Raw genomic sequence first — 17815 nt, 5'->3', positions numbered from 1 at the left:
AGAGAGTCCATGTGGTTCTCTCTCTAGCCTGTTATGTAATCAGTGTGGGAGGGTGAGAATGTGCCGCATAAAATGCCAAGTTATACAAAACGCATCCAGGAAGTACTTCCGCATGCAAAAATTATTCAGTTAATTGGATATGCAAATGGAAATAGAGAGTATCAAAAAGCGAAATGTGCAGTGGGAAAGTGGCAAACAACAGGAACATTACAAGACGAACAAATTCACGCATGGATACAAAAAGGTGGATGGATTGGCGTTAGAATTCCAGAAGGAAGAGTTGTCGTTGATATCGATGATAAAACAGAATGTGCCTTATTACGTGAGCTTCTAGACGGGGAGCACATTCATCATCATGCCATGCAAACACCAAATGGTTGGCAGTTTATTTTTTGTAGTGAAACAGAACAGTCACGTGCACAAGGGCAATACCAAAAGTATGTGAATCGATTAGGGCTTACACAGGATACACGGGCTGCGGAGAAAGGTTATATTGTTTTTCCAACTGAAAATACAGAGGGGCGTTATTTGGTTACGCAAAGCTTAAAAGGAGTGGATGAACTGCCCTCTTTTTTATATAAGGCTTGGAATGGTGCGAAAACCCCTTCACCAATGGCATATCCGTATGAAGGAAGCGGATCGCGTGACGGTGATTTTTATGATATGGCGAGAAGGTTATTGACATGTGGTGTGAGTAAGCAAGATGTATTAGGAAGCTTACAACTCGCTTATCAATATTTTGTACCGCACAAGAAAGACTTCCCTTTCCAAACCGTACAGGAGAAAGTGGAATCTGCTTATAGAAAGGTCAGTGAGGGGGGAAATACGGCGCCTAATGATATAAAAACCCCTGAATCCTATGTGAAAGGTAGTAGCAAAAATACAGTGATTCCGAAGCCGTTTAAAGTAGGGACAAATGCTACACTTTTTGAGGAAAAAGAGGATAAGGATGGAAATGTAATCACGAAACTCGTTTCGCGTAAAACGCCCTATATAACCAAGGAATTTCATAACATAGAACGTTCACAAGTGTTGTATGAAATCGAATGGAAGGAACAAAACGGGGCCGTGAAAGAAGTCATACCAGCTTCCACGATTGCGATTAGGAAAGAATTATTAGAATTAAGCGATAGGGGCTTTTCTGTTCATGATAATAATGTGAAACAAATCATTACGTACTTTGACCAGTATTTAGTGATGAATGATATAGGCCAATATCGAGCAGTAGAACGTTTAGGACATGTCAAGGATAGTTTTATTCATCCATCTGTAACAAAAGATGTTGAAATCATGGCGATTGATTATGGTGAGAAACAACTATTGGAAGCATTTGAAGTGAAAGGGACCGGCGAAAGTTGGAAACAAGAAGTGTTTGCACGTATCAAACAGAATCCGAAGGCAGTCTTTTTCATACTTGCTAGTTTTGCGAGTGTTATTATTCAAGACTTGCGTCTACAGCCCTTCATTGTTGATTTAAGTGGTACAACCTCACAAGGGAAAACGACGACACTCAAAGCGGCTGCCAGTGTATGGGGAAATGAAAGGTTGATGAGCGAATGGAATGCCACAAAAGTATCGATTGAAAGAAAAGCGGCTTATTTAAATAGTTTCCCTTTACTGCTAGATGACACACGAAAGGCCAATGAACGCATATTAAAAGATATCATTTATCAATTTAGCGGAGGGCGCTCCAAGGGGCGTGGTTCTCTAAAAGGAAGTCAGAGGGAATTCACGTGGCACAACATTCTCCTCAGCACAGGTGAAGTATCTTTAAATGAATATGCGAAGAATCAAGGGGGAGCGGCTGCTCGTATTATTCCTCTTATTGATGAACCGCTTGGGAAGAATCACGGAAATATTATGAGCCTTCATGAAGGGATGGAAAAAAATTATGGAGCGATTGGGATTGCATTCTTGCAAGTATGGCTCGCAAATAAGAAGACCTTGCTCTCGGAGTACCCTACATTCAGGAAATATTATGTAGAGAAAGCAAAAGGGAATGAAGTGCTAACGAGACTTGCGGGATACTATGCAGCCGTTCACTTCACTGGGAGCATATTGAAGGAAAAACTACGACTGGATGTGGATTTACAAGCAATATCTGATTTGTTTGATGAAATCGTCAAGGAAAATAAAGCAATAGACAAGCCGATGCAGTTTTTAGAGGAAATCCTTACTGATTTGGATAGTAGTAGACAGGATATCTTTTACACGTGGGAACCAACGCTGAATAAGGCTATTTATAAAAAAGATCAGCTATATTTCATGCCAGCCTTCATCTCTCGATTCTTAGGTGTAGAAGAGAAACCGACCCGTCGAGAGTGGTTAAAGCGTGGGATAACGGTAGGGAAGAAAGAGAAAGGAACATATGTAGATTATGTTGCGATTAAACAAAAGGGAAAAACGTATCGGGCGATACCTGTTAATATGGATTATGTAAAAAAATTAGGGTTTGATTTTGAAGAAATACCGGGAAAATATGTTCAAGGATAACAACTTGTAACCTTCATAAATGCAGTCATATCAATGGTTTTGAAGTAATGGGGTTACAAAGGTTACAAGGGAAAATACAAGCTTGTAACCTCATTCATCCCTAGAGCCACAAGGTATAGAAGGGTAAGGGTTACAAAAGTTACAAGTATAATACATATATACGTATGGAAAATGTTTTATCATTAAAAAGTTTTTCTTACATTATATATAGTGTTTTTTTTTTTCGGAAAAGCTGTAACTTTTGTAATCGATGAGCCTCAATCCCTTGGGAGAGTAAGGATGAAGAGGGTTACAAGTTAGTGGAATTGCTTGTAACCTCTTGTAACCTTTTAACACCTTTGAAAGCTAAAGCCCTTGGGAGAGTAAGGGCGAGAAGGATAACAAATTAGAAGTAGGCGTTGTAACCTTTTTTGTAACCCGAAAGGCTAAAAATCGTCGGGACAGTGAAAATGGACGTTCTTTTTGGGGAAAATTAACTGTGATAGGAGATTGAATATGAGAGAGAGTAAGTTTCGAGCATGGGATTTAGGTGTTGAGCAAATGTATGGTTGGGACACTATAAAACAATTTTTCAGGGGACATGTTGAACATAAATTAGTAGTGGTGATGCAATATACGGGATTAACAGACAAGGACGATAAGGAAGTCTATGAGGCGGATATCCTTCATATTTGTAGTGGAAATGTTAAAAATATTGCCGAAGTAACCTTTGATGATGGTTGTTTTTGTGTAACTGGACATCTGGGTGATCAGAGAACATACCCACTGAAAGATTTTTTATGGAGGGTTATGATGTTGAAGTAATTGGAAATAGATTTGAAAATCCAGAGTTAATGGAGCAATTTATATGAGTGCCATTCATTATCGCTACTCAGAGTCGGAATTAAAGAAGATTCTCCATACACTTGAAATTATCGTAGACACGCGGGAACAAAAGAATCAACATGTACTGGAGTATTTTCGTAAAAAGAAAGTACCTTTCAAAATACAGACAATGAAAACAGCTGATTATTCAGCAATGATTCCAAGTAATCCAGCAATGGGAGTTACACGTGATGTTTATTTAAGTGCCGGATTAGAACGGAAAAACGGTGTAGATGAACTTGTGGAGTCCATTAAAGACCGTACCAGATTTGAAAATGAATTAATACGTGCTTCTAAACACCCATTTGTTCTTATCGTGGAAGATTTGGAAGGCTATCAAAAAATATTGAAGGGTGAGTACAGAAGTAGATACAAACCCGAATCGTTGTTAGGTAGTCTGAAAACGTTCGAAGTACGATATGGATTTTCTACTGTGTTTCTTGCACCTGCTACTACCGGAAACTATATTTATCACCATTTCTTATATATGGCTCGTGAGCTACTGAAAAGAGGGTTTATATGATTGAAACAGTTTCTATTCATCAAATAAATAAAGCGATTGAAATTCAAAAGGAGTTCTACCAATCTGAGTTAATTCAAATGGGATATTTTAAAACACCAGAAGGGCTACAGTTATATGAACTTTCGTTGAATCAATTAGAAGATATATATAGAAAGGAAAGGAGGGCGAATAGGGAATGAGTGATAGAAGTTTTACAATACAAAAAACAGCTAGCATAAGCTAACTGCTCTCTGTGGCCCAAGGTAAGAGGAGAGTTTTACTAACGATTTCAACTTAGGAAGTTCAGCCATATTGGCTCATAGATAGTATGAATCAAACGTAGAATTTTATGCAGGAGGGATAAAAAGTGAGAGCATCCACAGATTTTCTATTAGTACTATCTACAAAATTGCAAGAGATTGCGGACAATACGGCAGATATGGAAACAGAAAGTGAATTAAATGAGTTAATTGACAAAATCATTGAAAGTGTGTAAGAGCCTGTTTATAGTCTTATCTTTTTATTAAAATAGCGAGAAATCCTAGGACAACCATTTGTTTACTTGTTTCTAGTTTTCTCTCTACATTTTTGAACAAACGTCTGTATTTTTCTAACCAAGCAAATGAGCGCTCTACGATCCATCTTTTAGGGATCACTTGAAATTGATGCAATTCGGACCGCTTGGCAACTTGTACTTCAGCATTCAATAGCTTTTGAATTTCTTTTTGAAACTTTTCTCCTGTGTACCCACCATCCGTGAGGATGGCTTCTATGGTTTCTTTCAATTCAGGATATTGCTCGTACATTTCGAGTGCGCCTTTTCGATCTGTGACATTGGCAGTGGTAACATGGATTGCATGGGGAAATCCAAGAATATCTACACTGATATGTCGTTTAATACCAGAAACTTTCTTACCACCATCATAACCTTTTTGTTCAGCCGTATCTGCATTCTTAACACTTTGGGCATCGACAATATTAAAGCTAGAGCTTTTGGGGCGATTCACTGCTTCCCTTATTTGCCCAACAATTTTTTTAATAAGGTCTCTAATAGACTACTACCTTCGGCATTGGATTTACTCCATTTTGCATAGTAGCGGTAAACATTTTGCCATTTGGGATAATCTTTTGGTAAAGCACGCCACTGGCAGCCTGTACTCAGAACATAGAGTAGTGCATTGAACACATCATAAAGGTCATACTTTCGCGGACTTGTGCGTTTGCTAAACGTTTCTAGTTCCTCACGAATGATCTCGAATTTTTCACGGCTGATATCACTTGGATAAGACATACACTCATCTCCTGTTTTTGCATACATCCTAACATATTTATAAGACTATAAACAGGCTCTAAGGGATTTTCATTTCTTAGTAAAAACGACGTCATAAAACAGGGGGAATAGGCGTTTGAATTTCTTTTGAATACCATAGGTATCTAAAGTTGTAAAACCTCTTAAAACGAATTCTACACGCTTATAAAGAAAGTAGGTGAATCATCAAGTGTTAGACTGGTTAAAAGATTATCGAAAGTTAGAAGATGAAATTATCTATTTGGAAAGTGACTTATACCGAAGCAAGCGAGAACTAAAACGATGGGTCAGTGGTGATTTGCGAGAGGTACGATTAACCGCTGAGTCAGAAGGAGCAAAACTTGAAGATCGTATTGCTGTACGGGAATATGATTTAGCTCATAAGATGAATGACATGTTTGATTTCAAAAAGGTAATTAGTACATTCCACGGTTTGGAACATAAAATTATGTATGGTAAGTATGTGGAGGGCAAGACATTGGAAAAGCTTGCTGAAGAGTTAGACTACAGTCCACGTTATATCTATAATAAACACTCGCAAATAAAGCGTATGATTGAATATGCTCAAAAGTTAGGTTAACAAAGTATTAAGTTCACTTCAGTTCATGTTAACTATTGCAAAAAGGGTTTATAGTAATAACATAAAGAATTGACGAAAGGGCAACTGATGATGCACGGTTGCTCTTTTGTTTATGTGTGGATAATAAAATATCACGTACCGGATTATTTATTGAATTGTGGAAGACTGAAGTAGGAGGTTTACAAGTGAATCTAAAAGACATATCAACCAAAGATCTAAGTGATGAACTGGAGAAACGTGAAGGTATTTCAACCATTTCTGTTGAGCCTTACGAAAAAAATTGAAGTCGGTGGATTTGTCGTTAGTGGTCCTGCGATTATTTTGATTAATAAGGATTAGGGGTGAAAGTATGAAGAGAGCTGTATTAAAAACTGTTAATGGTGATGTTCATGTTATGAAGGGCCCATCTTTATTAGCTTTATATAGACAACTTGGCAATAAATTATTCACTACAGATATCGTTATAGATATCAAAGATGATAACGGGGAAATTATGGCGATGTTAAATGCAAAGTATGTTGTTTCGGTTGTATTTGATAACAACTAAACAGTTGGAATTTTACATGTAACAGCCGATAAAATCCAGTCTGATACGAAACCATACATTTCACTGGAAATGCGCTCATGCTTGCTATAGAGCGAAGGGGTGGATATGCGAGTGTGGAAGGGATTAATTTACCCTCCCATCGATGCGCTTGACCATCTAATAAGGAAATACAGAAATGAAATTTGAGGAGGTGATTCTCATGAAAAAACACGAGAAAATGCTTATTCAAAAACTAAAGAACGATGCTCTTGCGGTTGCTAATGAGATTAACGACATGTCTTATGATACGGCCCGTAAAAAGAAAGCTGAGTTTCTAAGAAAGCAACTCCAAGATGTGAAGGTTATATGCGGCGCTATAAACAAATCAACCGGAAAGATATGTACGAAACCTCCTGTAGAAGGCTCGGCTAGATGCGCTGGACATGGAGGACTGTGTACTGGACCTGTTACGGTAGAGGGTAAGGAGAGGGCGTTAGCTAACTTATCTCCACAGGCCAATATGATATACGGTTTATATGCGCGCTTTGTTATGACTGACGAAGAGAGGGTGTTTTATGGTTCTATGATGGAAAGCTATGAAGCTAACTATGAACTAGACCTGGCAAACCTTATGTTATTAGACCGAGCATTGCGTAACTTCATACTCAATCAACGTAAGGAGATAGCTGAAGCTGGTGAACAAGTAGACGAAAGCAACAGCTACAATGACTATGACACGAAGTTTTTACGATACATGCAGGCACTTGGATTTGATCGTAAGTTTAATGTAAGTAAAGAGCACAAAGATAATGATAAAGGAATCAACCTTAACATGTTATTCGATATGGGTGATGAGTCATAAAACAAATGCATAAAAACATGTATAAATGATGGGAAACGTTAGTAAATAGGCTTTCGAGGAGATTTCAAGAATGTTGTTATATCAACGATGTATACTTATACACTACCTACTTTTTGTGTATGTATTAAGAACGTTGATATATCAGTGCTTGAGGGAGATTGATAGTTTACATAACGAGAGTTATCGGAAGTCATTTTAGTTACTGTATACAAATCCTATACATCGTGGTGTTCTTACCTCTCGAAGCCCCGTCATTACTACATTTATCGCTAATATTATGAGGGTAGGGGGGCTTTTCCGCTCGCATGGTGACATTTTTCGAAACTATAAATTTACTAAAAAAAATTTTTCCTTTAGAAAATTCGGAAGCTTCTACATGTTAGAGAAGGCTAGGATTCACGATATACTTTGGTTGCTCTTTTGGAGAATATTTTCTAATGGATGCAATTTGATCTACAAAGTGATCCTGTCCATTCTTCCTAAATGTTTTACGCTTGGTAGTTGAAGAATATTTTTTAGTCCCTAAAAGTGTCTTATGTTTGCGGCCCTTTGTAACTTTGATTGTATTCGTATCGATGAATACAATTTCGATTGCTTCCATTTGTAGAATTGAACCATTTTTCATAATAATCTCTGTTCCGTTGTATAAAGGGTTAAGCATGGCATTAGAAAATCCAGCTTTTTTATCTAGTTTATTCTGGAATCTTTTTTGGTTTGCTTCTTTTATAGCCTGATACCTATCGGATTCTTTTCTTATCCAGTTTTTCAGTGAAGATAGCATGTTTTTAACTCCTTAAATGGATGTGTTGATTTAACAGTACATGATGAAGAATTAAAAGGTCAATAAAATTTGCTGTGAATTTTTAGAAATGAGGTGGTTCAGATGAATGACCTCACAGCCAAACAATTAAAACATATGCGGAATGTAATGAAAGACCCTATAGGATTTACTGAAACAACTGGAACTGTAAAAGGTAAGCCGTTTCGTTTTGCTCATAGAGGACATTTACATGATGTGTATCGGGATAAGCACCCTCGTATTGTTATCGTTGCGGGTCGCCAAGTAGAGAAATCGGAGACAGTTGACCGCGTGATGAAATACTCAGGATATCAGCGAGCCTATACAACAATCACTTACACAGCCCCACGGCAAGAACAAACGACACGTTTTGTGAATGACCGATTTAGGGCTTCTATTAAAGCGAGCAATCAAGGAATACTTGAGGGAATGGTGGACCCAAAAGGAGATGCCAAAACTCGTATACGATTGCTTAACTCTACAGTTTACTATTTTGGTAGTGCATGGGCTGATGGTGATGCATTACGTGGTATCCCAGGAGATATGGTATTTTTTGATGAGGTCCAGGATATTACGCAGACGGCCATCGAATCAATTGAAAAATCCGTTTCTCACTCGGAAATGAAGGACCCTAAGACAGAATTAAATGGGAAGTGCTTCTATACTGGCACACCTAAACAAAAAGGTTCTTATTATGACAGAACACTTTGGGGACAGTCGGACCAAAAGAAATGGAACGTCGTCTGCTGCAACTGTGGACATAATCAATTCATGACGATGAAAAATATCATGGTTCAAGATGAGGGAGAAGAAACAGAGCGTAGGTATTTCGGTTGTTTGAAATGTAAAGAAGAGTTAGACCGAGAAAATGGCCATTGGGTTGCAACTAAACCAGCTAACAAAATGTATAGCGGCTATTTGTTTAATCAGCTCAACATGACCTGGATTAGCGCTAATCAAATTTGGCGTGACTTCCTTACGATGGATTCTATGACATTCCACAATGAGGTACTTGGTGAGTTTTATTCTGGTGAGGAACAACCAATTACACTCGAGGATGTACTTGCTTGTACGGATAAAACGCTAACTTTGAAGAAGCAATCTGAATTCCAAACAGTAATGGGTATTGACTATGGTAGTGGAGAGAAATCCAAAACAATCATAACGATTGGTCACAGTTATAACGGGAAAATTTATATTGTTTATTTAGAAAGTTGGCTTCCGGATAAAAACGATAAGCGTAATCACCATGATCAACTTATTGAACATTTGTGTAAGCTACAAGGGCGCTTCAATGTTGAAAAAATCGTGGGTGACATTGGTTATGGTAGCTATGAGTCTCAGAAACTATATGGTATCTATGGGCGAAATGCTATCAGCTGTCGCTACGTAACGTATGCTAACGACCCACGAAAACGCGAATACAAAGGATTTAATGATTCTACATTACAAGTGGATCGTACTTTTTCAATGGATAAGCTTATTGACATGTTTCATAAACAACAAATAGTTATTCCTTACAAAGAACCGGATAAAGTCGAGTTCTTTTTTGATCATTATACAGCCATTGAAAAGATATTCACTGAGTCCACTACTTCAACGGGGACGAAACGCTACGACCACAGAACACCAGACGATGCCTTCCACAGCTTGAATTATGTTCGCGAAGCAATATATGAGCTTTCGAACCGTTTTGAGTGGGCTGTAGTAGAAAGAGAGGATACATTAGATCATCTCTTTGGAGACAATGACGACTTACCACAATGGTAATTATTTCTGTAGTAAGGGGGTGGGAAAATGGGACTTTTTACAGGTCTACGCGACAAAATGCCTTGGAATTATGCTCAAAAGAAGCAAGAAAAGGAACTTTTAGAGTTAGCACGAGAGATTGGTCTTTATAAAGATGATACGTATGAAAGAGATAATCAAACCGACTTTAATCCTTCTGATTTTGGGCTTGAGGTTTACGACAGAATGTTGACAGATGGGCAAGTTAAAGCTGGATCTGAAATGATTAAACTTTCTAGTACAGCAAAAGGATTTACTGTTACTGGAGATGATGAAGAAACTCGTAAGTATGCTGAGTTTATACTTGAAAACTTTGAATCTATACAAGGTAATATGGAAGATTATATCAGGGAAATACTCTCAGCTATTGATTATGGATATAGTTGTACTGAAAAGGTATTTGCGTATCAAAACGGTCAGATTAGACTAAAAAAGTTAAAAACATTAGACCCTTACAAGGTTAGTATGAAAACAAATGGCTTCGGGGATATCGAATACATTAAGCAATCCATTGGTACAAAAGAAATTAAAATACCAGCAAACAAGGTATGTTGGTATGCTTACGATAAAAAGTTTGGCAACTTGTATGGAAACTCCATGTTGAGAACAGCTTATAAACATTGGCTCATCAAGGACAAGTTATATCGCTTTGCAAACATAGCTTACGAGCGTTATGGTACACCTCTGTTGGTTGGTAATGTACAAGATGCAAAAGACGTAGGGAAAATGGAAAAAATACTGAGAAGTATTAATGGAATGACTGGTCTAGCTATCTCTGGAGGCGACTCTATCAAGGCTGTACAGATGAGCAATGCCGATTTTATCGGTTATATCGAGCATCATGATCGTAAAATTATGGAGTCTATGTTAATTCCACCAATGTTATTGGGGCTTTCTCGTGGACAATCTGGCAGCTATGCTTTATCGGGTAACCAATTTGATATCTTTATGATTCGTCTGGAGTCACTTCAGAGGGATGTAAAGTCATTAATTGAAGAAGAGATTATAAGACCGTTGATAGATTTGAATTTTCCTAACGTAAAACGATATCCTTCTTTTCAATTCAGACCATTGGCTGATAAGGATACCGAGAAAATGGCTCGTGTGTTCCAAATGATGATTGACAAAGAAGTAGTTGCACCATCTGAGGACTGGATTCGTGAAGAACTTGGGATGCCAGCAATAAGTGAAGAAGCGAAAAGAGAGATTCAAGAAAATAAAACTTTACAAAGTGCGTTACATAAAGCAAAAGAGGATAAGAAAAAAGAAGATCCAGGAGCAAAAGATACAGAGGGAAAGTAAAAGCTTCTGAGATGTTTCCAAGGAAGCATGTAACATATGGCGAGAGACGAAAAAGGCTTAACACAAAGTTAATTCTCAAAGATATGGAAGAAATTGAATCAGCCTTCCTTACTGAATCTCAGAAGCTAAACAAAAAACGTCACGAGCAACTTATGGAGCGGACTAAAAAGTTGATTCCAGAGCTTCAAAAGGCTCATCAACAAGGTGATTTCAATGAGGTTGAAGGTCTTTTAGCAACTCTACAGATGCCATCTCATAAGGAATACAAAAAGTTAATGACTAAATTAATAAAATCATCTGTGGAAGCTGGAGTTTTACGAGCACATTCTGAATTGGAGAAAATACAGAAGTTATATTCCTTTTCAGAAGATATTTTCGAACAAATAACAGGCCATTACGCTTATGAGGTTGTATTTCCTCCAGAAGCTCAAGTGTTTTTGGAAAATTATTCACTTGAAATCACAGCTATTACTGAAGCTACAGTGCTCAATGCTATCCGAGAAGTATTCATGCAAGGGTTAACTTCCGGAACAGCACTAAAAGAGCTTATTCAGCTCATTAGGGAATGTTCTGAGAGATGGCTAAGCCAACATCACGCTGAAACAATAGCCAGGACGGAAAACGGTAAGATGTACAACGCAGGAAGACTTGCGCGTTATATGTCACCGGAAAATAAAGGGTTCGTAGTTGCCTTACAATATGATTCTATTGTGGATGGTCGAACAACTAAAATCTGTAGACACCTTGACGGAATGATTATTTCAATCGGGAACGCTTCAGTAATTGCCGAGTATACGCCACCTAATCATTTTAAGTGTCGTGCTACTTGGCTACCTGTATCAAAATTTGAGGAGTGGGAAGATAACTTTGATATCTCTATGAAGCCAGAAAAAGGTTTCGATTTTACAGCCCCATTACCGAGGTTACTAAATGGTATAAATCGGGAACCACTTGTTAGGCCAAGACCAGAATAAAGCTCACCTCAATATGAGAGTGGGTTATTTGTGTTGCCTGATAATACGCTCCAATTGTGATTATCTCCACTGCGTCGATGAGGTCATTATACCTGGGGCGTATTTAATTAGATGGTTCCAGTACCTCTTTGCTCCTCAAAAATACATTAGGAGGTGAGAAAGATGAGTAAAGTTAAAAATTTGTTTTATGAAGGGAAACTTACAAAGTCATTTTCAGAAGGTGGCGAAGGAGAAGATCTCATCAAAGAAGCTGAATTGTTCTCTACTGGTATTCATCGAGGAACTGCGTACACTGTGGAAGACTTAAATACACTAGCTAATAACTTTGATGTTACCGAAGAAATCCCAATTCAACTTGATCACTCTAATAGTGTCCGTGACACTGTTGGATATCTTGAAGAAGTAAGTGTGGAAGGCGATAAATTATTAGGTAAAGTTCGTATTATTGACGAATCCACAAAAGAACGTATCGAAAAAGGATTAATGAAAAAACTTTCTATCTCATTTTACATTCAGTACAACGAAGAGGATGACACGATTAGGCCTCATAAATTAAGAGAGGTCTCTTTAGTTGCGTTTCCTCAAGTAAAGTCAGCTCGTTTATTCAGTGAAAATGGTTATATTTCGGAAATTGATGAGACTAAGGAGGCTGAAACAATGCCAGGACAAAACAATCAGCAACCGCAAAATTTCAAACAGTTGCAAGAACAATATAAACAGTTAGAAGAACAAATGAAACAATTACAAGCTCAAAATCAATCATTCTCAGAAGGGAAAATGGATTCAAAAATAGAGAAATTCCAAGAAGAGAGCAAAATTGTACCAGCTCAAGCTGTTTCATTAAAAAATTTATTATCTTCATTTTCTGAAGAACAAACTCAAATGTTTGATGAGTTTATGAAAAATGCTACACAAATCGACTTCCAAGAACAAGGGGCAGTTGCTGGAGAAGGAGATCAAGATAAACGAACTCAAGAGCAAAAAGAATTTGATAAATTCTATGAAGAACACGAAGCTAAATTCGGCAAAGATTTATAAAACTATAAAAAGGGAGGTCCGAAACTATGAGAAATAGAGTTGAATTAAATATTCCTGAAGATGGTATTTTCACTTTCAAAGTAAAAGCTGGTCAAACTGTTAAGGTTGGCGAGTTAGTTGAGATTACAGGGGATTTTGAGGTGCAACGTGCCAGCGCTGATTCGAAGAAAGTTTTTGGAGTAGTATACTCTGGAACTGTTGCAATTGATGGTGTCAATGTAGGATACCAAGGTGACAAAGGAGATTCCGTTTCAATTGCTTTCAAGGGGTTACTTTACGTAATAGCAGGTGGAACTATTGTAGCAGGTGACAAAGTTAAAGCTGGTGCAAATGGTGCAGCAGTAAAGCAAGTAGCTACAGCTACTTATGTTGCGGATGAGGAAAAACAAGTAGTTGGCACAGCACTTACAGGGGCTACTTCCGGAAACAAATTTATTGTAGCGTTAGGCTAATAATTTTATAACCAAGGGGGTCATATAAATGGCTGATATTATGTTAGGACAACATCCACTTTTAAAGAAAGAATTTATTGATAAACGTGTTAGGGGACTTATTGGACATCAATTTGTAGCTGATCAATTGTTTACAGCTTCCACAGTGGATGCTTTAGCAATTAAATATTTACAGGATGCCGATAAGGACTCAAAAGATCGTCAAGCTTATGACGGAGTACCAGAAGTAGGGGAAGGCTCTACTTTCCAACGTATTGGATTGAACGAAGAGGAAAAGACAGCAATGATTAAAAAATATGGTCTTGAAGCTGTATTAACTTACGAAATGCAAAAATGGGGTTCTGATGGTGTTTTTGAACGTGCTATTCGCAAATTAGCTCTTAATGTCAAGAAAATGGTTGATACAATGGGTTACGATGTAGCAACTAACAAGTATACTATCGGAAATGGTATTCAAGGTTCGACTTCAGGGGGCTGGGCAGCAAACGAAACCAATGTGATTAACGAGCTTGTTGATGCAAAAACAGCAATTGCTGACTTTGGTTATTCGGCTGACACAGCTGTTGTTCATCCAAAAGTTGGAGCTACATTATTGAAAAATAAAGGTATTCGTGATGCATTACGTGTAAACAACACTGACGTAGCTTTATTGCGTGGATATATTGGCGACTTTATGGGTCTTTCCATTATTCAAGATGACAACTTCAAGGATGGAGATGTTGTAGTCCTTCAGAAGAAAATCATCGGTGATATTGCTGACGCTGAAGGGTTACGAACTGGTACGTATAACGAGGAGAAAAATATGAGAACTGTTGCACGAGCTACTCGTTTTACTCAAGCGTACGTAACAGATCCTAAAGCAATCTTCTTACTTAAAACTGTTAAATAAGAATAGAACAGCAATACCAGGGGAGGTTCATACATATTGTGTGAGTCTCCCTTAATTTTTGATATGGAGGCAATACGATGAAAGTCAAAACGTTAGTTGAGCATGTACTTGAGTATCAGCGACCAGTAGGTGAAACCTTGGAAGTTGATGAGGCAGTAGGTAATCACTTAATCGAGCATGGTTATGCCGAAGAAGTAAAAGAAACTCGTAGCAATGCAAAGAAAAGTACAGATCCAAAGAAAGAAGATAAATAAGGGAGGTTGACAGAATGGCATACACAACGCCTACAAACATTAGAACGACTGTAAGGGATTTATCTCCAAATATCACTGACTCAGAAATACAGGTCTTTTGTGAGAAAGCTACTATTTACCTTGATGCTAGACTAGGAAGTTTGTATGCTGTTCCATTCAACCCAGTACCACCAATGATTAAGGAACTAGCTACCGATTTAGCTGGTTACTACTTGGGAAAATGGTTGTATTCTTCTCAGAAACCAAACTTAGACGAGAAGGTTGCTAACAAGTTTGTTGAAATTAAGAATACAATTACTGAAATTATTGCTGGTGACATGGACATTGGAGTACCGCTTTTAAACGGAAAACACTCTGGCTTTGCTACTACAAACAACAGAGATCCTATATTTAACTTGGATACGGAGTGGTAGGTTATGCCAGGAGTAGACTACAGGGTAACTGTAAGACCTAACGGAACTGATTTGCGCCTCAGAAATATAGGCAATCGTTTAAAAGATTTGAGGACGCCAATGACTCGCTCGGCTACCTATATGGAGCGCTCTGTTGGGAATCGTTTTAGAGCAGCACCTTGGGTTCCACTAAGCGAGAACACTATCAAATGGCATCCAAACCGAGCAGGTGGAAAACCACTGAATGATACAGGACAGTTAAAAATGAGCGTAACAGGTGGAGCTATCAAACGCATTGATAAACTGGAAATGTATTTTGGAACAGCTTTACCAAAAGCGAAACTTCATAACTTTGGAGGCCGCACAAAGTTTGGCTATGTGCCAGCTCGTAAATTTTTATACTTTGATACGCAAGATGAATCCATGATTAAGCGTATCTTTCAGGATTATATAGAGGAGTTGGTAGACTAATGGGTCTATACCTAACTATCAAAAATGCATTATATGACCAATTAGTTGCTGGTCTTACTACTCAGTCAATCAAAGCAGACGTACACAAAGTACACTATCAAAATATAGCATTCTTTCCAGCTCTTGCTTTTGAGCTACAGAAACGCAGAAAAGTCAAAAAGGGACTTGGAGTTTCAGAGGTGGAGTTTACTATATTGGTTTGGGTGTATTCAAACATACTTGATGCTGAGGATGCTGAGGAAGAGTGTATCGAGCTCTTGAACGTTGTAGAGAAAATCATCGAGAGTGATAAAACTCTTGGTGGTACTGTTGCGTATCTTTCCATAGACGATGAGGCCGAATTTGGACAAGTTGAAACTGGGGAGGCTAATTTTCTACAAGGTGCAAGACTTCCAGTTTTGATCCGCTCAAAACCAATACCAAAGGAGGTATAACATGAAGCTCAAAAATCCTTTCAATTTTGACCTCAAAATAATTCAACCTTTTGATCAACTAGTCAAAGCTGGGGAAACCATTGAGGTAGACAAGAAAGAAAAACAACTTATAAAAGACCTTAAAGCCGTCGGATTTGAGGAAGTAAAGGAGGTTGGTGAATAATGGCACACGGATTTGACCACACAGTTGTAGTTGGTAAGGAAACTACAGCAGGTACAAAAGTAACTGCTTTCTCATGGCTTACGATTCTTGAAAGTTTTGAGCCAGAAGAGAATTTTAATGTTGATCAACGTAAAGGTCTCGGACAGCGGTCTCCAATGAAATTACGTACAAAAGCTAAAGAGTTCGATGCAAGCTTTGGAGGCGTACTACAAAACGCTCGGCCAATCTTGATGGCTCTTGGTAAAGAAGTAAAAACAGGAGATGCTACAGCGGGTTATACACATACACTTACTCCAGTAGGCAAAGGAGAAGTTCTTCCAAGCTTCACTTTCCAACATAATATTGCAAGTGGCTCGCTATTGCGCAACTATCTTGGTGGCAAAGTTGATACGTTAACTCTTACAGCAACAGCTGAGGAAGCGGTTGAGATCGAAGGGGATATGCTTTTCTTAAACGTTGATACGACTGGCACAGCGTCAGCAGTTACAGCTGAGTTGAATAACTATTACATGTTCTATGAGGGCACTGTGAAAGTGAACAACGCCACTGTATCGAATATCTCTGAGTTCGAACTTGAGATTAGTAACAATTTAGAACGTCGCTTTTATGTCAACGGTAAAGACACAGCTGGGAAGGTTCAAGAAGGCTCACTTGATCTTGCTCTCTCAATGACAATGGATTACTTAGATAAAACACACTGGGATTTATTCCAAAGAGGTGCGGATATTGCGGTTGAGTTGAAACTTCAAGATGTTGGCGAGCCAAAGAACTCAATTACGATTACGCTTACTGGTGGTAAGTATGATACGAACGCTATTGGTGCTGGCGCTGAGGACGTAACAGAACAAGAACTTGAAGCAGTATTCACTGATATCTCAGTAGTTGCTAAAGACGTAATTAACAACTTATTCGCTTAATAAACTGAGGGTCTTAGTCCCCTTTCAAAATAAAACGATAGGAAAGTAGGAAACTATAATGACAAACTCTAAACCTTGGCTACGTAAGAAAGAAGAAGAACTTGTAACATTACATGGAGTGAAAATTCACTATAAAAAGTTGAGTTATGGTGAGTCTCGTAAAATCGCTGAACAAGCTACTACTTTTGACAAAATGGGACGTCCAATTAAAAACGATGTATCACTTGCAATGACACTTCAAGTAGTCCACTCAATTACTGATTGGGAGCTAACTAACGATGTTGGGGAGAAGTTACCAATTATGTTAGATACGTTTGATAACGAATTAGATCCAGACTTTGTAGGGGAAATTATTCAAGCTGTACACACGAAAATTGATAACGGGGTAACAGAAAAAGAAAAAAAGCAATAGAGCAGGCAACAAAAAGAATGTTAGAAGGCAAGTCTGTTGCCAATCCTCCTCGTTCTCTTTTGTATTACGAAATAGGAAAGATCTTCAAAAAGTTACCCGACGAGATTGATCGACAAGAGAACAAGATTATGCAGGAACTTCTCATTGTTCACAATACCATCAGTGAGTTTGAAGCTAAAGAGTCACGAAAAGCGAAACGTCAACAGGCTAAGCAAAAACTAGGAGGAGGTGCTAGGTAATGGCTTCAATAATAGACATCATCGTTAAAGCGAACGACAATGCTAGCCGAGTGCTCGATAATGTTGCTGACAAAGCTAATTCAACAGGAACAAAAATAGCTGCTATTGGTGCTGTAGCTAGTGCCTCCATGCCAGCTTTACTTGCAGGGCTTGGC

24 protein-coding genes and 1 pseudogene are annotated in these 17815 nt (G+C 38.2%); 23 read left to right on the top strand and 2 right to left on the bottom strand.

Features of this window, described 5'->3' with window-relative positions; genetic code table 11:
• Positions 1-72: 72 nt before the first annotated feature.
• The 5 genes from ACP6L7_RS22135 (at position 73) to ACP6L7_RS22115 (ending at position 4355) form a co-directional block, all read left to right on the top strand.
• On the top strand, positions 73-2493 hold the full coding sequence (locus ACP6L7_RS22135; RefSeq protein ID WP_430529645.1) for a DUF927 domain-containing protein: 2421 nt from the start codon (positions 73-75) through the stop codon (positions 2491-2493).
• 495 nt (positions 2494-2988) lie between these two features.
• Positions 2989-3297, top strand: coding sequence for a YopX family protein (locus ACP6L7_RS22130; protein WP_430529429.1), 309 nt, complete (start codon positions 2989-2991; stop codon positions 3295-3297).
• Positions 3298-3340: 43 nt separating this feature from the next.
• Positions 3341-3880 carry an ERCC4 domain-containing protein gene (locus ACP6L7_RS22125; protein WP_430529428.1) on the top strand — a complete coding sequence of 180 codons (540 nt, stop codon included), beginning with the start codon at positions 3341-3343 and terminating at the stop codon, positions 3878-3880.
• A complete protein-coding gene (fbpA, locus tag ACP6L7_RS22120; protein WP_430529427.1) occupies positions 3877-4059 on the top strand; it encodes a Fur-regulated basic protein FbpA in 183 nt (60 codons plus the stop codon). Before ACP6L7_RS22125 ends, fbpA begins: the two co-directional genes overlap by 4 nt.
• A gap of 167 nt (positions 4060-4226) precedes the next feature.
• The gene (locus ACP6L7_RS22115; RefSeq protein ID WP_430529426.1) at positions 4227-4355 is read left to right on the top strand and encodes a hypothetical protein; all 129 of its coding nucleotides are present in this window, start codon (positions 4227-4229) and stop codon (positions 4353-4355) included.
• A 16-nt stretch (positions 4356-4371) separates the two neighbouring features.
• On the opposite strand, the gene ACP6L7_RS22110 is transcribed toward ACP6L7_RS22115, so the two are convergent.
• Positions 4372-5150, bottom strand: a protein-coding gene (locus ACP6L7_RS22110; RefSeq protein ID WP_430528891.1) for an IS5 family transposase whose coding sequence is annotated in 2 segments (ribosomal slippage) — positions 4372-4889 and positions 4889-5150 — 780 coding nt in all. Because the reading frame shifts where the segments join, the coding sequence is not laid out codon by codon here.
• A 208-nt stretch (positions 5151-5358) separates the two neighbouring features.
• Here ACP6L7_RS22110 and ACP6L7_RS22105 point away from each other — a divergent pair.
• The 4 genes and pseudogenes from ACP6L7_RS22105 to ACP6L7_RS22090 all read left to right on the top strand — a co-directional run bounded on the left by ACP6L7_RS22105 (position 5359) and on the right by ACP6L7_RS22090 (position 7136).
• Entirely contained in the window at positions 5359-5748 is a 390-nt protein-coding gene (locus ACP6L7_RS22105) for a hypothetical protein (protein ID WP_430529425.1), read from the top strand.
• A 185-nt stretch (positions 5749-5933) separates the two neighbouring features.
• Positions 5934-6087, top strand: a pseudogene (locus ACP6L7_RS22100) (BC1881 family protein).
• Between the two features lie 10 nt (positions 6088-6097).
• The gene (locus ACP6L7_RS22095; protein WP_430529411.1) at positions 6098-6295 is read left to right on the top strand and encodes a hypothetical protein; all 198 of its coding nucleotides are present in this window, start codon (positions 6098-6100) and stop codon (positions 6293-6295) included.
• A gap of 199 nt (positions 6296-6494) precedes the next feature.
• Positions 6495-7136, top strand: coding sequence for an HGGxSTG domain-containing protein (locus ACP6L7_RS22090; protein ID WP_430529410.1), 642 nt, complete (start codon positions 6495-6497; stop codon positions 7134-7136).
• A gap of 379 nt (positions 7137-7515) precedes the next feature.
• Here the strand turns inward: ACP6L7_RS22090 and ACP6L7_RS22085 are convergent, their stop codons facing one another.
• Entirely contained in the window at positions 7516-7917 is a 402-nt protein-coding gene (locus ACP6L7_RS22085) for a hypothetical protein (protein WP_430529409.1), read from the bottom strand.
• Positions 7918-8019: 102 nt separating this feature from the next.
• On the opposite strand from ACP6L7_RS22085, the gene ACP6L7_RS22080 reads away from it, so the two are divergent.
• From ACP6L7_RS22080 to ACP6L7_RS22015, 14 genes are all read left to right on the top strand, one after another.
• Positions 8020-9705 (top strand): phage terminase large subunit family protein, encoded by a 1686-nt coding sequence (locus ACP6L7_RS22080; RefSeq protein ID WP_430529408.1) that lies wholly within the window; start codon positions 8020-8022, stop codon positions 9703-9705.
• A 27-nt stretch (positions 9706-9732) separates the two neighbouring features.
• The gene (locus ACP6L7_RS22075) at positions 9733-11025 is read left to right on the top strand and encodes a phage portal protein family protein (RefSeq protein WP_430529407.1); all 1293 of its coding nucleotides are present in this window, start codon (positions 9733-9735) and stop codon (positions 11023-11025) included.
• Between the two features lie 11 nt (positions 11026-11036).
• On the top strand, positions 11037-11999 hold the full coding sequence (locus tag ACP6L7_RS22070) for a phage head morphogenesis protein (protein ID WP_430529406.1): 963 nt from the start codon (positions 11037-11039) through the stop codon (positions 11997-11999).
• Between the two features lie 162 nt (positions 12000-12161).
• Positions 12162-13037 carry an HK97 family phage prohead protease gene (locus tag ACP6L7_RS22065; RefSeq protein WP_430529405.1) on the top strand — a complete coding sequence of 292 codons (876 nt, stop codon included), beginning with the start codon at positions 12162-12164 and terminating at the stop codon, positions 13035-13037.
• A 26-nt stretch (positions 13038-13063) separates the two neighbouring features.
• Entirely contained in the window at positions 13064-13489 is a 426-nt protein-coding gene (locus tag ACP6L7_RS22060; protein WP_430529404.1) for a hypothetical protein, read from the top strand.
• A gap of 28 nt (positions 13490-13517) precedes the next feature.
• Positions 13518-14378 carry a phage major capsid protein gene (locus tag ACP6L7_RS22055; protein ID WP_430529403.1) on the top strand — a complete coding sequence of 287 codons (861 nt, stop codon included), beginning with the start codon at positions 13518-13520 and terminating at the stop codon, positions 14376-14378.
• Positions 14379-14455: 77 nt separating this feature from the next.
• Positions 14456-14632, top strand: a complete 177-nt coding sequence (locus ACP6L7_RS22050; RefSeq protein ID WP_430529402.1) for a hypothetical protein — start codon at positions 14456-14458, stop codon at positions 14630-14632.
• 14 nt (positions 14633-14646) lie between these two features.
• A complete protein-coding gene (locus ACP6L7_RS22045) occupies positions 14647-15045 on the top strand; it encodes a phage protein Gp36 family protein (protein WP_430529401.1) in 399 nt (132 codons plus the stop codon).
• A gap of 3 nt (positions 15046-15048) precedes the next feature.
• On the top strand, positions 15049-15495 hold the full coding sequence (locus ACP6L7_RS22040; protein WP_430529400.1) for a phage virion morphogenesis family protein: 447 nt from the start codon (positions 15049-15051) through the stop codon (positions 15493-15495).
• Positions 15495-15929 (top strand): hypothetical protein, encoded by a 435-nt coding sequence (locus ACP6L7_RS22035; protein ID WP_430529399.1) that lies wholly within the window; start codon positions 15495-15497, stop codon positions 15927-15929. The genes ACP6L7_RS22040 and ACP6L7_RS22035 overlap by 1 nt, the downstream gene beginning before the upstream one ends.
• 1 nt (position 15930) lies before the next feature.
• Positions 15931-16092, top strand: a complete 162-nt coding sequence (locus tag ACP6L7_RS22030) for a hypothetical protein (RefSeq protein ID WP_430529398.1) — start codon at positions 15931-15933, stop codon at positions 16090-16092.
• A complete protein-coding gene (locus ACP6L7_RS22025) occupies positions 16092-17009 on the top strand; it encodes a phage tail tube protein (protein WP_430529397.1) in 918 nt (305 codons plus the stop codon). The genes ACP6L7_RS22030 and ACP6L7_RS22025 overlap by 1 nt, the downstream gene beginning before the upstream one ends.
• 58 nt (positions 17010-17067) lie before the next feature.
• Entirely contained in the window at positions 17068-17421 is a 354-nt protein-coding gene (locus ACP6L7_RS22020) for a hypothetical protein (protein ID WP_430529396.1), read from the top strand.
• Positions 17422-17438: 17 nt separating this feature from the next.
• Positions 17439-17660: a hypothetical protein gene (locus tag ACP6L7_RS22015; RefSeq protein WP_430529395.1), complete on the top strand. Its 222-nt coding sequence runs from the start codon at positions 17439-17441 to the stop codon at positions 17658-17660.
• Positions 17661-17815 lie beyond the last annotated feature (155 nt).

Source organism: Bacillus silvicola (genome assembly GCF_050524305.1).
GTDB lineage: Bacteria > Bacillota > Bacilli > Bacillales > Bacillaceae_G > Bacillus_A > Bacillus_A cereus_AT.
Note: the sequence above shows the minus strand (reverse complement) of the source record. Positions and strands in the feature narration are given on the sequence as shown.

Bases quoted from the DNA above. Each gene is read 5' to 3' on its own strand.
- ACP6L7_RS22135 (WP_430529645.1), top strand. From the start codon at position 73: ATGCCAAGTTATACAAAACGCATCCAGGAAGTACTTCCGCATGCAAAA.
- ACP6L7_RS22130 (WP_430529429.1), top strand. From the start codon at position 2,989: ATGAGAGAGAGTAAGTTTCGAGCATGGGATTTAGGTGTTGAGCAAATG.
- ACP6L7_RS22125 (WP_430529428.1), top strand. From the start codon at position 3,341: ATGAGTGCCATTCATTATCGCTACTCAGAGTCGGAATTAAAGAAGATT.
- fbpA (WP_430529427.1), top strand. From the start codon at position 3,877: ATGATTGAAACAGTTTCTATTCATCAAATAAATAAAGCGATTGAAATT.
- ACP6L7_RS22095 (WP_430529411.1), top strand. From the start codon at position 6,098: ATGAAGAGAGCTGTATTAAAAACTGTTAATGGTGATGTTCATGTTATG.
- ACP6L7_RS22090 (WP_430529410.1), top strand. From the start codon at position 6,495: ATGAAAAAACACGAGAAAATGCTTATTCAAAAACTAAAGAACGATGCT.
- ACP6L7_RS22085 (WP_430529409.1), bottom strand. From the start codon at position 7,917: ATGCTATCTTCACTGAAAAACTGGATAAGAAAAGAATCCGATAGGTAT.
- ACP6L7_RS22080 (WP_430529408.1), top strand. From the start codon at position 8,020: ATGAATGACCTCACAGCCAAACAATTAAAACATATGCGGAATGTAATG.
- ACP6L7_RS22075 (WP_430529407.1), top strand. From the start codon at position 9,733: ATGGGACTTTTTACAGGTCTACGCGACAAAATGCCTTGGAATTATGCT.
- ACP6L7_RS22070 (WP_430529406.1), top strand. From the start codon at position 11,037: ATGTTTCCAAGGAAGCATGTAACATATGGCGAGAGACGAAAAAGGCTT.
- ACP6L7_RS22065 (WP_430529405.1), top strand. From the start codon at position 12,162: ATGAGTAAAGTTAAAAATTTGTTTTATGAAGGGAAACTTACAAAGTCA.
- ACP6L7_RS22060 (WP_430529404.1), top strand. From the start codon at position 13,064: ATGAGAAATAGAGTTGAATTAAATATTCCTGAAGATGGTATTTTCACT.
- ACP6L7_RS22055 (WP_430529403.1), top strand. From the start codon at position 13,518: ATGGCTGATATTATGTTAGGACAACATCCACTTTTAAAGAAAGAATTT.
- ACP6L7_RS22050 (WP_430529402.1), top strand. From the start codon at position 14,456: ATGAAAGTCAAAACGTTAGTTGAGCATGTACTTGAGTATCAGCGACCA.
- ACP6L7_RS22045 (WP_430529401.1), top strand. From the start codon at position 14,647: ATGGCATACACAACGCCTACAAACATTAGAACGACTGTAAGGGATTTA.
- ACP6L7_RS22040 (WP_430529400.1), top strand. From the start codon at position 15,049: ATGCCAGGAGTAGACTACAGGGTAACTGTAAGACCTAACGGAACTGAT.
- ACP6L7_RS22035 (WP_430529399.1), top strand. From the start codon at position 15,495: ATGGGTCTATACCTAACTATCAAAAATGCATTATATGACCAATTAGTT.
- ACP6L7_RS22030 (WP_430529398.1), top strand. From the start codon at position 15,931: ATGAAGCTCAAAAATCCTTTCAATTTTGACCTCAAAATAATTCAACCT.
- ACP6L7_RS22025 (WP_430529397.1), top strand. From the start codon at position 16,092: ATGGCACACGGATTTGACCACACAGTTGTAGTTGGTAAGGAAACTACA.
- ACP6L7_RS22020 (WP_430529396.1), top strand. From the start codon at position 17,068: ATGACAAACTCTAAACCTTGGCTACGTAAGAAAGAAGAAGAACTTGTA.
- ACP6L7_RS22015 (WP_430529395.1), top strand. From the start codon at position 17,439: ATGTTAGAAGGCAAGTCTGTTGCCAATCCTCCTCGTTCTCTTTTGTAT.